Origin of the sequence: Methanobrevibacter sp. AbM4, assembly GCF_000404165.1 — an archaeon.
Lineage (GTDB): Archaea > Methanobacteriota > Methanobacteria > Methanobacteriales > Methanobacteriaceae > Methanarmilla > Methanarmilla boviskoreani.
In genome coordinates, this window is record NC_021355.1 from 1,870,905 (window position 1) to 1,885,282 (window position 14,378).

Genomic DNA, 14,378 nt, shown 5'->3' on the forward strand with positions numbered 1-14,378 from the left:
CTTAAATAATACTAGTACTCGATGATGATGATTAAACTTTAATTATATACATGTTTTTGACTCTATTATTAGATAATCAATGAAATAATGAATAAAACTAATAATTAGCTTTATTCATTAGATCATTAAAGAGATGTAAACATTTGGTGAGAATAATTTAGAAGTCAAAACCTGTTAAACGAAAACCTCCGTATTTAGATTTATATTTAATATTTAAACCAATGAGTAAAGGTGTAACTACCTCTATTAATTGTGCCTTTTCAAGAGCCCCTGCATCGATTACTTTAATACCCGGTATCTTCTCAATCAACTCTTTTGCAGTGTCTTTAGCCTCTTGATTATCACCTGCAATAATGCAATCACAGTCAATTGGTTCAGGAATATTTAAAAGTAAACTATTACTTATATTATTAAAAGCAGCAATGACTTTAACATCTTCACCTTCCAATATTGAAGCCGTTCTCTCTGCAGCAGATCCTTCAGGCAATTTAAGAACCCTTGAAACTTTACCTCCAATAGCTGTTTCTAATGGGACCGTTGCATCTAAAAAGATCTTTCCTTTAACAAAAGGTTTGATAGTTTTTAATGTTGCGCTTTGAGCTTGTAAAGGTACTGTCATAATAAGAATATCCCCTTCTTTTGCAGCATCCTCATTAGCCAAACCTTTAATATCAACATCATAATCTTTCAATTCATCAATCGTTTCCCCGACAACCTTTACTGCCTTCTCTTCTTTACGTGAACCAACAATTACAGATTCACCAGCAATAGCCAAACGCTTAGCAATACCTAAACCTTGAGGTCCAGTACCACCAATAATACTAATGATCATTAGAATTACCTCCATTTACTTGAAATTTATTTCCATTCAATCTGAAAAATCCGTCATCATCCTTTACTAATCTTTCAAAATCACTTCTATGAATATAATTATTGATTTTTTTAATGACATTATAGATAGTATTTCGACTATATCCTGTTTGCTCTGCAATGTCTGCAACTGACATGACATACATATTGAAAATAATATAACTTAAAACACTTATCGGCATTTTAGAATTTTCAAAGAAAGTTCCACTAAAATCATTGAATGCATGATCACAGTCATTACATTTAAATTTGCGTATTTTACCCTGAGGATATCCTTTATCAATAAATCCTTTTTTATTTACATTAAAAGATTTACATCTAGGACAGTAAACACCATTAGCCCAGCGAATAGATCTAAATATATCCATAAATAGTGTTTCATATGAAAAACTATTCACAAATTTAATATCAAGATTCTTCTCATAATCCTTATTTATCATTTTAACCATCAAATGAAAATAAAAAATAATATTAGAAATTAAAAGATGAAGATTATTGAAATAATATTCAATAATCAACCTTTTCTATTTCTTTGGATAGAAACCACTTGGTTGCTCAGATAGATTAATCATTATATTTTTCATCTGTGTATAATGTTCCAATATAACCTTATGAGTTTCACGACCAATACCTGATTGTTTATAACCACCAAATGGAGCACCAGCAGGAATTGAATTATAAGTGTTTACCCACATACGACCTGTTTCAATAGCATTACATACACTGATAGCACGGTTAATATCTCTAGTCCAAACAGCACCACCTAAACCATATGAACTGTCATTAGCCATTTCAATTACATCTTCTTCATCTTTAAATGGAATGACAACAGCTACAGGTCCAAAAATTTCCTCTTGTGCTACTTTCATATCATTAGTAACATTGGTTAATAATGTAGGTTTAAAGAAACTACCTTCTGAAAGTGGTCCCTCTTTAAATCTTTCACCACCAACAGCAATTGTTGCACCTTCTTTCACACCATCTTGAACACATTTTTCAATTTTTTCAACTTGCCTCTCATTAATCTGAGAACCCATCTGTGTATCCTCTAACCATGGCATATTTACATTTATTTTACCAAATTGATCTACAGCTTCCTTAACAAACTTATCGTAAATATCTTCTTGGACAAATACACGGGAACCTGCACAACATACTTGACCCTGGTTAAATAAAATACCTAATTGTAAACCGTCCATTGCCATATCCCATTTACAATCATCAAAGTAAATGTTAGCAGATTTACCTCCTAATTCTAAGGTTGATGGAATTAATCTTGATGCAGCACAGTTTGCTACATTACAACCTATTTCAGTGGAACCGGTAAATGCTAATTTTCTGAATCCCGGATGTTCTAACATGTATTGACCTGATTTTGAACCTTTACCAGTAATAACATTAAATACACCTTTAGGAATAACTTTTTCAGTCATTTTAGCAAATTCGAGTACACTTAAAGGAGTGGAACTTGATGGGTGGAATACAGTACAACATCCTGCAGCAAGCACTGGAGCTAATTTCCAAGCAGCCATTAAGAATGGGAAGTTCCAAGGAACAATTTGACCAACTACACCTATTGGTTCCCTTAAGATTAAGCTTAAGGTATTATTGTCCAACATTGTTGCAGAACCTTCCTCAGCACGTACAGCACCAGCAAAGTAACGGAAGTGATCTGATGAAAACGGCATGTCTATAGCCATATTCTCCCTAATTGGCTTACCATTATCAAGTGTTTCAATCATAGCTAATTTATCAGCATTGTCGTCAATAATATCTGCAACCTTAAGTAGAATTTCTTCTCTTTCAATAGGTTCAACATCTTTCCAATCTGGAAATGCGGCATTAGCAGCATCAACTGCCTCATCCACATCTGCGTTAGTAGCTTCAGCACATGTAGCTAGTTTTTCACCATTTGCAGGACAAAAAGTTTCAAAGGTTGAGCCATCTGATGCATCTTTCCATTGTCCATTTATATATAATTGATACTTTTCCTGTGCAGGGTTATTAGGAATCTTTTCCATATTATTACCTCTTTATCTCATTTATTTTTTATCTAGAAATCAATCTCATCTATACCATAGTATATATTGTGTAAAAGTTTTTCAAACAATTCTGCAGTCATTTCTCTTGGGTTTGCAGCAGTACATGCATCAGTCATAGCATTTTTAGAAATTTCCTTGACTTTTGCATTAAATTCATCTTCATCTACACCCCATTCTTTAAGATCATGAGGTATACCTAAGTATTTATTAAAGTCTGCAACAGTATTACATAGTTTTTCAACCAATTCCTCATCAGTACCTTCCCATCCAAGATAACGGCCAATAGCAGCATATCTTGAAGGATCTTTCCTAGCATTAAATCTAGTAGCATATGGTAGATACATAGCATTAGCTTCACCATGAGGAATATGTCTTCCAGAGAATGCAGCTCCAGTTTTATGAGCCATAGAATGGACAATACCTAATAATCCATTAGAAAATGCAATTCCAGCTTCAGCCTGAGCATAATGCATCATTTCCCTCGCATCCTGATTTCCGTCATAGGATTGTTTTAGATTATTCAAAATCATGTGAATCGCATCTAAAGCCATAGCATCTGCAAATGGTTGATGGGTTGAAGCGGTATATGCTTCAATAGCATGAGTTAAAGCATCCATTCCAGTATGTGCTACTAATTTAGGTGGCATACTTGCTGGTAACTGTGGATCTACAATAGCCACATCTGGAGTTACTTCAAAGTCAGCAATAGGCCATTTAATACCTGTATCATAATCAGTTATAACTGAGAATGCGGTTACCTCAGTACCAGTACCACTTGTGGAACCAATAGCGCAGAAATGAGCTTTTTGTCTCATTTTAGGTAAACCAAATGGAACACATGCTTCTTCAAAGGTTAAATCAGGATATTCATAGAAAATCCACATACCTTTAGCTGCATCAATAGGGGAACCTCCACCCATTGCTACAATCCAATCTGGTTCAAATTCACGCATTTGTTTTGCTCCTTCCATGACAGTGGTAACAGAAGGGTCTGATTCTACTCCTTCGAATAATTTTGTTTCCATGCCTGCCTCTTTAAGATAGTCCATGACTTTATCCAGGAAACCAGCACGTTTTAAGGATCCTCCACCAATTACTACAAAAGCCTTTTTACCTTCTAAATCTTTTAAATTTTCTAATGCACCTTGACCTACGAAGATTTTTCTAGGTACACAGAACAATGTTTTATCCATATTTTTTCCTCCGAAATTTAAGTAACGTGTTTATGGTGGTTAAATTCTTAAGAATTATTTTATCCACATGTAAAAATAAAAATATAAAAAAGGTATAAATTGAAAATTATTAAGTGGTACTTAAAAATCAAAATAATAAACAATAGAGCATGAAAAAAATGTAAAAAAATTAACTAATCAATAGCGTACTAAAAATATTCCCATAAATATAAGTGATATGACTTAAGTTTATAAGAATTATATTAACTACAACCATTACAATTAAAAATTTTTACAAACTTCTATGATATCCTTTGTTATATTTATTTTACAATTAAAAATTGTAAGAACTAATATATAAACTAATCAAAAATGAAAAATTTGTAACTAACATCAAGCTTAGTTTCAATAAATAAGAACAAAATGAAAAATTAGTCTAAAATTAGATAATTAAAAATCAAAAAGAATTTATAAGAATTTTCTAAAAATCAATAAGAAAAAATAATATTATTATAAATAAATAAACTAAAAAACTACAATTAAAAAATTAAATTTAAATTGAATAGTTCATAAAATATGAATTAAATAATTTTAAAAAAACAGTGAAAATAGCTTTAAATAGAAAAATAAAAATGAGAATAAGTTAAAATAAGTATTAAATCAACCATTATATGTAAATTAATATATATAGAAATAAAAAAATTTTAAATATAAAATAAAAAAATAATTAATCGTTGTATATAATATAAGAAATAAATAAAAGTATATTAAGTAAATAAAATAATAACTAATCTTTATTTAATTAAATCAAAGTTATAAAAATTTTTAAAAGAAAAATAATAAAAAATAAAGAGTATTTTTTAAAAACAAAATAAGATTCATTTTAAATAAGAAAAATAGCTAAAATACTACCATTAAAAATTAGAAGAAATCCTCAAAACAATGCAATATTAATAAAAGGGTTTAAGAATAGATTAGAATAAAAATAATAAATTACATTTTATTAAAATTAATTAAATTTGAAAATATGAAAACGATCTAAAAAAAGTAATTGCTAATACAAAATAAAAAAAGAAAAGAAAAAATAAAGAAGTTTAATATTCATAGTATTTATCAAATGGAACAGGAAGTCCCATCTTCATCCTATTTTCAGCTTCTTTTTTATTTTTATCTTTTTTACCTTTAGCTAATTTACTGAGTAAACCTAAACCTGGTTTTACAGAATCATCAAATTCCTTAGTTTCAATAAGGCCTGCACTTACAGCAGCATTGAAAATAGATTCACCACCATCGGTTCTTGTAAATACAGTAGACCAACCATCTGGAGAACCAACAGATCCAGTAGCAACATCAGCAAATTCTGCTACATAATCAGGACAAACATTACATCCTGCTTGTTCATATCCATGTGTTTCTTTTAAAGAAATTCCGTGATTGTCATCAGCTGTTTTTGCAAAGAATTTACCTTTACCAATATCCATTTTAGTAATATCATTAATGTCTAATCCCATTTTTTCAGCAGTGAAAGTTTCAATTGAAGCCATAGGGAAGTTTTCCATACAGAAAATACCGATTAATAATTTAAGTTTATCTGCAACGAATCTTGTTGAGAATGGATATACTTGCATTTTTCTAATACCCATGATTTGACATGGAGTTCCTACAGTACCGACTTTTTCAATACCTGCTTGTCTTACAGCTTCTTTTAACGCCCAAACATTAGGTGAATGAGTATATTTAGTTCCAGCTGCAGCAATAAGCTCATCAGTAGTAGTAGCAACTACTGGTTTAGGTACCCAAGGTTCATCACTAGGTCCAGCGACAACTGCTCCTTCAATAATACCTTCGTCTAATGCATAGGAGAATAAAGCAGTTACAATTCCACCATCTTGAGCAACATCTTGAATTTTTTTATCGGTAGCTCTTGCACAAACAACTTGTTTATATTTTCCAAATTCTTGACCAAATTCCATACTAAATCCTCCTATAAGTCAAATTCTTTTTGAATCCTTTCATATGGGAACCAAGATCTAGGACAATGTACATAACATGAACCACATTTAATACATCTATCCTTATTACATTCAGGTCTACCTTCAACCATAGTCATTGCTCTAGTTGGACAAGCTAATGCACAAGTTCCACATCCGGTACATAATGATTTATTAGTAATGTTAGTTTTTACATCACAACCACATGCTAAATTACATGAAGCAAGGTTAAGTGCAGGTTGTAAATAATCCATATCACTATTAATTAAAGCAACAACAGCTTTAGCAATCATTTCAGGAGAAACAGGACAACCAGGAAGAGCAAGATCTACTTTTACCAAATCACTTACAGGTACAAATGACTCGTGTTTAGGTTGTGCTTGTTGACCACCATGAGCAAATCTAGTGAAACAACCAGTCATAGCACAGGAACCGAAAGCACATATTAAATCAGAATGTTTTCTAGCTTCTTGAACTTCATTTAAACTGTGTTCATCTTGTAAACATACAGAACCTTCAATAAGACATAAGTCCATATGAGGCATTTCCTCTGCATAAGTACCATGAATCCATTTATCTACTAAAGTTTGACCATATACAATATCTACCATATCAGAAAGTAAGGTTGATAAAATATCATAGTTTTCAGTTAAAGACATTGCATCACCGGTACAACCACTTAAGTGGATGTATCCGATTTTAGGTTTATTAGTAGGTTTTACAGAAACTTGACCTTCCTCGTATTTAACCTCAGATTCAACAGGTTTAGTTTCTTTTTTACCAAAAGATTTTTTTAATTTATCAAACATTTAATTAACCCCTATCTCTTTAAAAATCATATCAATGGCTTTAGGAATAGCGTTTTCAACAGGCTCAGTTAAGCCCATTACTATATCTGGTGCAGAAATTTCTTTTGGTTGGCAACCTACTATTACAACATCAATTCCTTGATTTGCCAAATCTTGTAATGGTTCTTCAACAGCCCAATTATGAGCATTTTCATATTTACCTTTAGGCATCTCAAAAGGTGAGAAAAATCTTAAGGTACCTGGTTCAGCATTAAAATCAACTACATCAACAATTACTAACTTTTTCCATTTTTCACTAGGTAGTGAAAAAACATAGTAAGTTGCACTAGTACCTGCATCAATAAAGTCAACTTCTTCAGGAAAGTCTTTATCTTTGAAATATTTTTCTTTGATTGTTTTAATTACATATGGTCCAAAACCATCGTCCTGGAACAATACATTTCCACAGCCAACAACTAAATTTTCTACATCATATGCCATTTAAATTCCCCTATAAATTTACCATCTCACTTTTGAGAACACTTTTATCATCGTCATCCACTACCATTACATGAGTAGCACATGATAAACATGGATCATAAGCCCTAATTACATGAGGTCCATATTCATGGTGGAAACCTTCAGTAGCAGGACCCATAATTGGGATATTCCAGGTAGTTGGTACTAAACATGAATAATATTGAACCCTACCGTCTTTAATTTGAGCCATATGAACATCAGTTCCCCTAGGTGCTTCAATTACACCTAAACCTAATTTATTGGTACCTCTAGGGTCAAAGTCAGCTCTAACAGGAGCGGAAGTATCTAATTGATCAACTAATTCCACAATTCTTGCAGCATTAAGTTTCATTTCTTCAGCTCTTGCAACATGTTGAGCAACTACACCTTTATCTTTAAATCCATGATACATTTCCATTCTAGCTCTAGGTCCAGTTTCAATAGGTTTACCTTCCCATAAAGGAATAGTAGAACAAGCCCTTTTACCTATTTCCGGATCATCATACCATTGTTCAGGCATGATTTCACTGAATTTATCAAAGTCAAAATAAGATCTGTCACCATAGTAAGGACTAGATGAAAATGGTTTATTTTTAACAACACCTAAATCTTTAGGTAATCCTTTATCTGCAACTAATCCTTCGATTAATTCAGCATGTTTCTCAACATCAGGTACTAATTCTTTAGCAATCTTTGTTATTTTTTCTTTAGCTAATGGAGAAATATTTCTAGCCATTCCGCCTACTCTAATATCAGATGGGTGAATACCTTCACCTGCTAATGTATCTACAATAAATTGAGCTTTTTTCCTAATATTAGATACACTGTCTACAGCTGTTTTAAATAAGTTATCAGGTACAAAATCTGGTGCGATTAAGAAATGGTGAATAGCTGCACTATCAAGACAGTGAGCTGCTAAAGTTACCTCTCTCATAATTTTTCCAGCTTTAGGAACCTCAATATCTAATGAATCATCTATAGCTTCAACAGATGCTAAGGTATGAGGTATAGGACAAACACCACAAATTCTTTGACATAAAACAGGTGGAGTTTCAGGTGCCTTACCTACAACCATCTTTTCTAAACCTCTAACAGGAGTAATACTAAAGTATCTACCCTTTGTAACAATTCCTTCATCATCCACTTCCATGACAAGTTCTGCGTGGCCTTCTTGTCTGGTAGTAGGTGATATAACTATTTTTTCACTCAAATGTGTCACCTCTTATATTAAAAAATTAGAAACCAACGACAGTTATTAATTTATTAAAGATGATATATAAATGATTTTTAATAAAGTAAAACGAAAAATTTATATAGTAAAAGATTAATGAAAAACGAAAATTATACAAAGATGCAATAGAATTTAAAAAAAATATAAAAATAATACATAATTTAAAAAATCATTAAAAAATTAAAATAGAAAACAAATATTGAATAATAGAAAAAAAGTAAGCATATAGCTTTAAATCCGCAATATAATGAATAAAACAATTATTTTAATAAAATAGAAAAATAATTTTATGAATTTTTAGATAAAAAGTAATACAGAAAATAGATAAAATGAAATATACAAAATTTTATAAATAAAAAAAACCATATAAGAAAAGTAATATATATTATATAAAAGTTTTGTAAAAGATTTATAAGTATAAGTAATTATAATTATAAATTTTTTACAGAACAAGTCTTATACAATATAGAGGTGAGTTGAGTGGAAAAATCTAATATTATTATCTCAATTATTATTGTTATTTGTATTGCAGCAGGAGTAACTGCTTATGGATTAACTAGTGAAGATAACGGAGTATTCAAGAATCTTCAAGGAATTGGTGCAGATAACGGAGGATCTGGTGTTGGAAATTCTACTAACGTAAGTACCAATACAGATAATTCTGGCTCTGGCTCATCAGATAACAGTGGTTCTGATGGACAATATTCTGGAGGAGACAGTTCTGGTGCTGGTTACTACGATGGTAGTGGCAGTAGTAGTGGTAGTGGTGACAGTGGAAACAATGCTATTACTCCAAATGATAACGGCGGCTCAAATGATAATGGTGGATCAAATAACGGCGACATACATGCAGTTGCATATGAATTAACCACATATCACTCCGATGGATCTTATACTGTAACTAAATATAATTACCTTGACCAGAAAGTTGGATTTATTACTTATGATAAGGATGGAAATCAAATTGAAGGTGGAGGTGGTGCTTAAAAACACCATAATAATCAGTAAAAACATTTACTGATTATAATCTTTTTTTTAAAAAATTTAGAATTTAGTAATATTACTTAAAAAATAGTAATATTTATATATTAGTTTAAACTAATATTCTAATGTTGATATACATGGGCCGGTAGCCTAGTAGGATAGGGCGTCGGACTTCTAATCCGAAGATCCCGGGTTCAAATCCCGGCCGGTCCGTATAAAAGATACTTTTTTTATTAATTTACTTACTTTAAAAAATTTACTGTTTAATAATGAATTTAATTAAAAAAAGGGCTTGTAGCCTAGCTGGATAGGGCGTTAGACTCCTAATCTAAAGATCGCGGGTTCAAATCCCGCCAAGTCCGTTTTTATAAATAGCTCTCATTTTTTTAACTTTTAAACTTAGAAACTTTTATAATAAATATAACTTAATATAAAACTATGGCAAATGATATATGTGAGATTAAAAGTATAAGAGAAGATGTTATTGAAGAAGTTTCAAGGGAAATGAAAACTTGTAAGACTTATGAAGATACAGCAAACATATTTAAATTGCTTGGGGATTACAATAGAATTAGAATCATCAATGCATTGAAAATCAAAGAATTATGTGTCTGTGAGTTATCCATATTATTAGATATGAGCCAATCAAGTATTTCACATCAATTAAGAATATTAAGACATCACAATATTGTAAAGAATAGAAAGGAAAATAAAAGGGTCTTTTATTCATTAAATAATGATAAAATATTCAAACTCATCGAAGAGTCGGAGGAATTGATATAATTGAATAAAAATAATCTAAAATATAATTTCCTTAACTTGAATTATTTAAAAAAGTTATCTAAAATAAATACCATTAGATTATTTAAAAATCAACCAAAATTATCCAATGTGACTATCCTTTTTGAGTCTGTATTTTCCTGTTTTTCCACTTTATCAAAAGATATTTCACCATATTTTCCACCACCACCTGGTGTGATATGTACAGTACCATTTCTAAATGACAAAATACCATTTGAAATCTTTGAATCAACCTTTTCAATATCCTCAATTGGAGTATTAATTAAAACCTCAATTTCAGGACCAAACTTATTTATAAGGTTTTCCCATTTACCTTGAACTGTTTTTGTTGTGACCCCTTTATCATAAATCTTAGATATAATTTCTGCAAGAGGCATTAAATGGACATATGGAGGTCTAAAGTCTGGATGATGAGGTGAATCATAGTCATTAATCTCACTAATCCTATAGTCTACACCTTTTTTAACTTTTCCGCCACAGTCCAAACATTTCATATTGTTTTCCTTTGCTATTAAAGGATCTACTAAACCGTGACAGTTTGTACATGCTGTCATGTGATATTTTCCTAAGTTTGGAACAAGACCATAGTTAGCTTTAATTTTCTTATGTTTTATTGCATATTTTAGTGAGGAATATGAAATATCTTTCATCTCTATTTGATTAAACTCTCGACCTAATCTATGAGGCCATGGTGAATGTGCATCTGAGTTTGATAAAAATGGAAAATCCTTTAATTCTTTAACTGTATCTGCCATATCTGTATCTGCAGATAAACCTAATTCTACAAAATCAACTTTTCCACCGTAACAATCATAGATACTATCATAAGACTTATACATTCCAGTCCAGGGTGTGAAAGCATGGGCAGGGCCAATTAAACAATCATAATCCCTAACCATATCGAAAATTTCACTGCCACTCATTTTAGTACGTGGTCTTCCATCGGAATATTTATTCTTAGATACCAATTTATCTGAAAGTTCACGGGCTGTATCCATATTTGGAAGTATAATCAGGTGGTGTATTTTCTTTTCTGCCTCAACCTCAACAGTTAGAATAAAATCACAATCCCTATATGAGTATATTCCATCGCCAACATATTCCGTATTTTCCTCAATCATTTCAAGCCATTTTGGATGGAAGGCATCCCCTGTACCAACAAGATTAAGACCTTTTTCCTTAGCTTTGGGAGCCATGTTCTCTATTAACATATCCTTAGATGTTGCCATGGAAAAACAACTGTGAACATGTAAATCAGTATTAATTAACATAAGTAATGATTAGCTTAATTTAATATATTAAACTTTTGAAAAAAAAAGATCAAACAAATAATCATACATAAAGTAAATTCAAATTCCATATTTAAAGAATAGCTAAAAAATAAAACAAAACACTGTAATACCTTTTAATTAAAAAATTATAAAGAATTCCCCAGTATTATAAAAAATTAAGAAACTAAAAAAATATAGACTGTTTCAGTATTTAATTAAAATGAAATAAAAAAAAGTAAGAAACTAAAAAAAATAATAAAAAAATTAACCGATATATCTTAAATCATCTTTATCCTGTTTTGGCATAGAACGATTAATCATATCTTGTTCCATTTGTTGAGCTTTAGAAATCATTTGTCTAGTTTCTTCTGCCCTTTCTTCAAGTTTATCGGTGTTTACTTCTATTTTAAGTAGAATAGAAAGTTTATTTAATAATGCTTCTGCAGCTTCGGCATCTATAAAATAACCTGGAGTTTCACCCATCAAACAAGCACCAGACATTCCTCTAAGTTGACCTAAACCTAAAAATAATCCTGAAGCTCCAATGATTCCACCATCAACAGACCTGATTTCTATACCTGCATCCTTTAAAATATCGATTTTCTCCTCATCGGTAGCAGCACCATAAACTGTAGTCTCCTCTACAGGTTGACCTGTTGCAAGTCCGCCTAAAGTAAAAATGTTCTTAACGCCAAACTGTTCTATAAAGTCAAGAATATCTCCACATATGGAATACTGGCCCTCTGTAGACAAACCTTGAGAATTACCTACCAAAACAATTAAATCTCTTTCATCTTCACCTTGGGATTTTAGATAGTATAATTCATTAGACATACTCTCGATAATTCCATTTTCACCTATAAAAACCTGAGGAGGGAAATAAGGAGAATAAATTTCCGCAAATTTAGTGGCATTCAACTCATCAATTAAATGATCAGCAGCTAACTTACCAACATGACCGATACCTGGAAGTGCTTCAATAAATATAGGATTATCTAAAGAAACCTCTTCTAAAACTTTAATTTGAGTATTTTTCATGATTAACCTCATTTAGATTCTTCTTTTAATTTCCTTCTATATTTACCATACTTGTCTTCAATGGAATATTTTGGAGGATAAATAACATTTAATTCTCCACCACACTTAGGACATTTATCTTGTATGGTATAAATATTACATGATTTACACTTGTGCATTTTCATTTTCATAATATCACAAAAAATAGAATTAAAATTTAGTTATAAAATCACGTAAAAAAAATAATAAAAAAAGATAAGATTTAACTAATCTAATTCTCTTAAAAATTCTCCATTACCACCAGATTGCTCAATTATATTAATTGCTCTATCTGCAGCAGCTTGAAGTTCTTTTTCAGCTAAGATATAATCGGTTGAAGTAACAGTAATACGATATCTAGGAGCACCTACACATTGTACTTTAATTACCTCTCCATCATTATCGCCATTATTTTCCGCAGCGAGTAAAGCCTCTTTTACAATGTCTACACCATTATAATCAAAGGTTTGAATATCTACATATCCACTAATATGAACCTCTGGAGGAGTAATGTTTCTTTTAGCAACTTCGGTGATTGCTTCTGCCCACTCTTCACTAATACCTTCATCAGTTAAAGCAGTAGCACCTTCATCAACAGCAGTTTCAAATGCCCCGTAAATATCTCCAAAGATATCCATTAAGTCATAACCTACTTCTTTATAAGCAGTGTTTAAATCTTTTCCTAATGATTTAGCAGATAATTCTAAGAATTTTTCAGCTTTTTGTTCAATTTTCCATTGCTGAATCTTTTTGGTTCTTTGATCTTCTCTGATTCTTTTTAAAGAAGCATCAATATGACCTTTTTTAGGATTTACTCTAATACAACGTGCAACAATTTTCTGATTTTCTCTAACATGGTCACGGATGTTTTTAACCCAACCAGAAGATACTTCACTAATATGGATGAAAGCCTCTTTTCCAACATATTCTTCAAGTTTAGCAAAACAACCATAAGGGAGAACTTTGTAAACTGTTGCAACAATTAATTCACCTTCTTTAGGCCATTTACTGTTTTTTCTTACCATTAAAACACCTTCATATATAAAATATTAGGTTCTTAATTTTTATTAGGATATATAAAAAATAAAAATAGCAATAATAAAAATTAAAAAAATTTAAAATAATTAGTTTAAAACTTCATCAATATGAGCCATGATTTTAGCTTTGGAACCACGGGATTTAACAATAGTTTTACCACAGATAATACATTTTACATCAGATGCAGCACGATCAAAAACTATTTGTTCATTTCCACAATCTAAACATTTGACTCTTAAAAAATTTCCTCTTCCTTTGCTAGCCATATTAAACACCTATTGACTTACGAATTCAGGTTTACCAGTTCTAAATGCTTTTCTAATGTGAGATTTTCCACATTCTTTACATTTGTATCTTAAGTCTAATTTTTTAACTGGTTTACTTCCACTAGGTAATGGTCTTGGGTAACCTCTGTATCCTGCAGTTACACGTCTGAACTGTCTTTGACCCCATTTTAATTCACTAGCTTTTCGTTTTTTAGAAGTACGAACTTCATGAATAGTATGTTTTTTACAATAAGGACAATAAGTCCTTTTTTCTTTTGGTATCTTCATATAATCACCTTTTTAATATTACCAACTAAACAGGAACGATTTAAGTATCCCTTTAGCCAAT

Annotated in this window: 16 protein-coding genes and 2 tRNA genes; 4 read left to right on the forward strand and 14 right to left on the reverse strand. The window is 31.0% G+C overall.

Annotation, left to right across the window (positions count from 1 at the left end; all coding sequences use genetic code 11):
• Positions 1-157: 157 nt before the first annotated feature.
• From npdG to frhA, 8 genes are all read right to left on the reverse strand, one after another.
• A complete protein-coding gene (npdG, locus tag ABM4_RS08090) occupies positions 158-832 on the reverse strand; it encodes an NADPH-dependent F420 reductase (protein ID WP_016359186.1) in 675 nt (224 codons plus the stop codon).
• A complete protein-coding gene (locus ABM4_RS08095; protein WP_052312819.1) occupies positions 822-1,310 on the reverse strand; it encodes a transposase in 489 nt (162 codons plus the stop codon). Before ABM4_RS08095 ends, npdG begins: the two co-directional genes overlap by 11 nt.
• 84 nt (positions 1,311-1,394) lie before the next feature.
• Positions 1,395-2,891, reverse strand: a complete 1,497-nt coding sequence (locus ABM4_RS08100) for an aldehyde dehydrogenase family protein (protein WP_016359188.1) — start codon at positions 2,889-2,891, stop codon at positions 1,395-1,397.
• A 32-nt stretch (positions 2,892-2,923) separates the two neighbouring features.
• A complete protein-coding gene (locus tag ABM4_RS08105) occupies positions 2,924-4,105 on the reverse strand; it encodes an iron-containing alcohol dehydrogenase (RefSeq protein WP_016359189.1) in 1,182 nt (393 codons plus the stop codon).
• Positions 4,106-5,178: 1,073 nt separating this feature from the next.
• Positions 5,179-6,057 carry a coenzyme F420 hydrogenase subunit beta gene (gene frhB / locus ABM4_RS08110; protein WP_016359190.1) on the reverse strand — a complete coding sequence of 293 codons (879 nt, stop codon included), beginning with the start codon at positions 6,055-6,057 and terminating at the stop codon, positions 5,179-5,181.
• Positions 6,058-6,068: 11 nt separating this feature from the next.
• Positions 6,069-6,884: a coenzyme F420 hydrogenase subunit gamma gene (gene frhG, locus ABM4_RS09020; RefSeq protein ID WP_016359191.1), complete on the reverse strand. Its 816-nt coding sequence runs from the start codon at positions 6,882-6,884 to the stop codon at positions 6,069-6,071.
• Positions 6,885-7,364: a coenzyme F420-reducing hydrogenase, FrhD protein gene (gene frhD / locus ABM4_RS09025; RefSeq protein ID WP_016359192.1), complete on the reverse strand. Its 480-nt coding sequence runs from the start codon at positions 7,362-7,364 to the stop codon at positions 6,885-6,887.
• 10 nt (positions 7,365-7,374) lie between these two features.
• Entirely contained in the window at positions 7,375-8,592 is a 1,218-nt protein-coding gene (frhA, locus tag ABM4_RS08125; RefSeq protein ID WP_016359193.1) for a coenzyme F420 hydrogenase subunit alpha, read from the reverse strand.
• A 501-nt stretch (positions 8,593-9,093) separates the two neighbouring features.
• On the opposite strand from frhA, the gene ABM4_RS08825 reads away from it, so the two are divergent.
• The 4 genes from ABM4_RS08825 to ABM4_RS08145 all read left to right on the forward strand — a co-directional run bounded on the left by ABM4_RS08825 (position 9,094) and on the right by ABM4_RS08145 (position 10,380).
• Positions 9,094-9,600: a hypothetical protein gene (locus ABM4_RS08825; protein WP_016359194.1), complete on the forward strand. Its 507-nt coding sequence runs from the start codon at positions 9,094-9,096 to the stop codon at positions 9,598-9,600.
• Positions 9,601-9,736: 136 nt separating this feature from the next.
• A tRNA-Arg gene (locus tag ABM4_RS08135) sits at positions 9,737-9,810 on the forward strand.
• 75 nt (positions 9,811-9,885) lie between these two features.
• Positions 9,886-9,959, forward strand: a tRNA-Arg gene (locus tag ABM4_RS08140).
• 76 nt (positions 9,960-10,035) lie between these two features.
• Positions 10,036-10,380 (forward strand): helix-turn-helix transcriptional regulator, encoded by a 345-nt coding sequence (locus tag ABM4_RS08145; RefSeq protein WP_016359195.1) that lies wholly within the window; start codon positions 10,036-10,038, stop codon positions 10,378-10,380.
• A gap of 89 nt (positions 10,381-10,469) precedes the next feature.
• Here the strand turns inward: ABM4_RS08145 and ABM4_RS08150 are convergent, their stop codons facing one another.
• The 6 genes from ABM4_RS08150 to ABM4_RS08175 all read right to left on the reverse strand — a co-directional run bounded on the left by ABM4_RS08150 (position 10,470) and on the right by ABM4_RS08175 (position 14,317).
• The gene (locus ABM4_RS08150) at positions 10,470-11,669 is read right to left on the reverse strand and encodes a TIGR00375 family protein (protein WP_016359196.1); all 1,200 of its coding nucleotides are present in this window, start codon (positions 11,667-11,669) and stop codon (positions 10,470-10,472) included.
• Positions 11,670-11,933: 264 nt separating this feature from the next.
• Positions 11,934-12,707: a proteasome assembly chaperone family protein gene (locus ABM4_RS08155; protein WP_016359197.1), complete on the reverse strand. Its 774-nt coding sequence runs from the start codon at positions 12,705-12,707 to the stop codon at positions 11,934-11,936.
• A gap of 8 nt (positions 12,708-12,715) precedes the next feature.
• Positions 12,716-12,877 carry an RNA-protein complex protein Nop10 gene (locus tag ABM4_RS08160; RefSeq protein WP_016359198.1) on the reverse strand — a complete coding sequence of 54 codons (162 nt, stop codon included), beginning with the start codon at positions 12,875-12,877 and terminating at the stop codon, positions 12,716-12,718.
• A gap of 75 nt (positions 12,878-12,952) precedes the next feature.
• Positions 12,953-13,750, reverse strand: a complete 798-nt coding sequence (locus tag ABM4_RS08165; protein ID WP_016359199.1) for a translation initiation factor IF-2 subunit alpha — start codon at positions 13,748-13,750, stop codon at positions 12,953-12,955.
• 99 nt (positions 13,751-13,849) lie between these two features.
• Positions 13,850-14,029, reverse strand: a complete 180-nt coding sequence (locus tag ABM4_RS08170; protein ID WP_016359200.1) for a 30S ribosomal protein S27e — start codon at positions 14,027-14,029, stop codon at positions 13,850-13,852.
• Positions 14,030-14,038: 9 nt separating this feature from the next.
• Positions 14,039-14,317: a 50S ribosomal protein L44e gene (locus tag ABM4_RS08175; RefSeq protein WP_016359201.1), complete on the reverse strand. Its 279-nt coding sequence runs from the start codon at positions 14,315-14,317 to the stop codon at positions 14,039-14,041.
• Positions 14,318-14,378: the final 61 nt, after the last annotated feature.

Excerpts from the sequence above, each read along its gene's own strand:
- ABM4_RS08105 (WP_016359189.1), bottom strand. The coding sequence starts at position 4,105 with ATGGATAAAACATTGTTCTGTGTACCTAGAAAAATCTTCGTAGGTCAA.
- ABM4_RS08100 (WP_016359188.1), bottom strand. The coding sequence starts at position 2,891 with ATGGAAAAGATTCCTAATAACCCTGCACAGGAAAAGTATCAATTATAT.
- ABM4_RS08165 (WP_016359199.1), bottom strand. The coding sequence starts at position 13,750 with ATGGTAAGAAAAAACAGTAAATGGCCTAAAGAAGGTGAATTAATTGTT.
- ABM4_RS08155 (WP_016359197.1), bottom strand. The coding sequence starts at position 12,707 with ATGAAAAATACTCAAATTAAAGTTTTAGAAGAGGTTTCTTTAGATAAT.
- frhB (WP_016359190.1), bottom strand. The coding sequence starts at position 6,057 with ATGGAATTTGGTCAAGAATTTGGAAAATATAAACAAGTTGTTTGTGCA.
- ABM4_RS08150 (WP_016359196.1), bottom strand. The coding sequence starts at position 11,669 with ATGTTAATTAATACTGATTTACATGTTCACAGTTGTTTTTCCATGGCA.
- ABM4_RS08175 (WP_016359201.1), bottom strand. The coding sequence starts at position 14,317 with ATGAAGATACCAAAAGAAAAAAGGACTTATTGTCCTTATTGTAAAAAA.
- npdG (WP_016359186.1), bottom strand. The coding sequence starts at position 832 with ATGATCATTAGTATTATTGGTGGTACTGGACCTCAAGGTTTAGGTATT.
- ABM4_RS08145 (WP_016359195.1), top strand. The coding sequence starts at position 10,036 with ATGGCAAATGATATATGTGAGATTAAAAGTATAAGAGAAGATGTTATT.
- frhG (WP_016359191.1), bottom strand. The coding sequence starts at position 6,884 with ATGTTTGATAAATTAAAAAAATCTTTTGGTAAAAAAGAAACTAAACCT.
- ABM4_RS08160 (WP_016359198.1), bottom strand. The coding sequence starts at position 12,877 with ATGAAAATGAAAATGCACAAGTGTAAATCATGTAATATTTATACCATA.
- ABM4_RS08095 (WP_052312819.1), bottom strand. The coding sequence starts at position 1,310 with ATGATAAATAAGGATTATGAGAAGAATCTTGATATTAAATTTGTGAAT.
- frhD (WP_016359192.1), bottom strand. The coding sequence starts at position 7,364 with ATGGCATATGATGTAGAAAATTTAGTTGTTGGCTGTGGAAATGTATTG.
- ABM4_RS08170 (WP_016359200.1), bottom strand. The coding sequence starts at position 14,029 with ATGGCTAGCAAAGGAAGAGGAAATTTTTTAAGAGTCAAATGTTTAGAT.